The organism is Streptomyces sp. NRRL WC-3549 (assembly GCF_000721935.1).
GTDB lineage: Bacteria > Actinomycetota > Actinomycetes > Streptomycetales > Streptomycetaceae > Streptomyces.
The window spans coordinates 85,335-86,586 of the sequence record NZ_KL585383.1 but is presented as its reverse complement, the minus strand read 5'-3'; the positions used below and the strand labels follow the sequence as shown (position 1 = coordinate 86,586).

1 protein-coding gene is annotated in these 1,252 nt (G+C 68.1%); it reads left to right on the top strand.

The window, feature by feature from the left end; all coding sequences use genetic code 11:
- Positions 1 to 1,203: RNA polymerase sigma factor (locus IH13_RS0102580; RefSeq protein ID WP_031080676.1), on the top strand; the 1,203-nt coding region annotated here is incomplete at its 5' end.
- Positions 1,204 to 1,252 lie beyond the last annotated feature (49 nt).

Sequence of the window (1,252 nt, the reverse complement as noted above, 5' to 3'; positions counted from 1 at the left end):
GCCGAGAGCACCGGCACGGCGTCCGACGACGCCGCCGTGGCCGCCCCCGCGAAGAAGGCCGCTGCCAAGAAGACGGCCGCCAAGAAGACCGCCGTGAAGAAGACGGCGGCCAAGAAGACCGCCGCCAAGAAGTCCGGCAAGCAGGACGACGAGCTCCTCGACGGTGACGAGGCCGTCGAGGACGTCAAGGCCGCCAAGGGTGAGGAAGAGGAGGGCGAGGGCGAGAACAAGGGCTTCGTCCTCTCCGACGACGACGAGGACGACGCGCCCGCGCAGCAGGTCGCCGTCGCCGGCGCCACGGCCGACCCGGTCAAGGACTACCTGAAGCAGATCGGCAAGGTCCCCCTCCTCAACGCCGAGCAGGAGGTCGAGCTCGCCAAGCGCATCGAGGCCGGCCTCTTCGCCGAGGACAAGCTCGCCAACTCCGACAAGCTCGCGCCGAAGCTCAAGCGCGAGCTGGAGATCATCGCCGAGGACGGCCGCCGGGCCAAGAACCACCTGCTGGAGGCCAACCTCCGCCTCGTGGTCTCGCTGGCCAAGCGCTACACCGGGCGCGGCATGCTCTTCCTGGACCTGATCCAGGAAGGCAACCTCGGCCTGATCCGCGCCGTCGAGAAGTTCGACTACACCAAGGGCTACAAGTTCTCCACGTACGCCACCTGGTGGATCCGTCAGGCGATCACCCGCGCCATGGCCGACCAGGCCCGCACCATCCGCATCCCGGTGCACATGGTCGAGGTCATCAACAAGCTCGCCCGGGTGCAGCGCCAGATGCTCCAGGACCTGGGCCGTGAGCCCACCCCGGAGGAGCTCGCCAAGGAGCTCGACATGACCCCTGAGAAGGTCATCGAGGTCCAGAAGTACGGCCGTGAGCCGATCTCGCTGCACACCCCGCTCGGCGAGGACGGCGACAGTGAGTTCGGAGACCTGATCGAGGACTCCGAAGCGGTCGTCCCGGCCGACGCGGTCAGCTTCACGCTGCTGCAGGAGCAGCTGCACTCCGTGCTCGACACGCTCTCCGAGCGCGAGGCGGGCGTGGTCTCGATGCGCTTCGGCCTCACCGACGGCCAGCCGAAGACGCTGGACGAGATCGGCAAGGTCTACGGCGTGACGCGTGAGCGCATCCGCCAGATCGAGTCGAAGACGATGTCGAAGCTGCGCCACCCCTCGCGGTCCCAGGTCCTGCGCGACTACCTGGACTAGACGCGCCGAGGACACATGGGCGAGGGCCCGGAACCGATCAGGGTCCGGG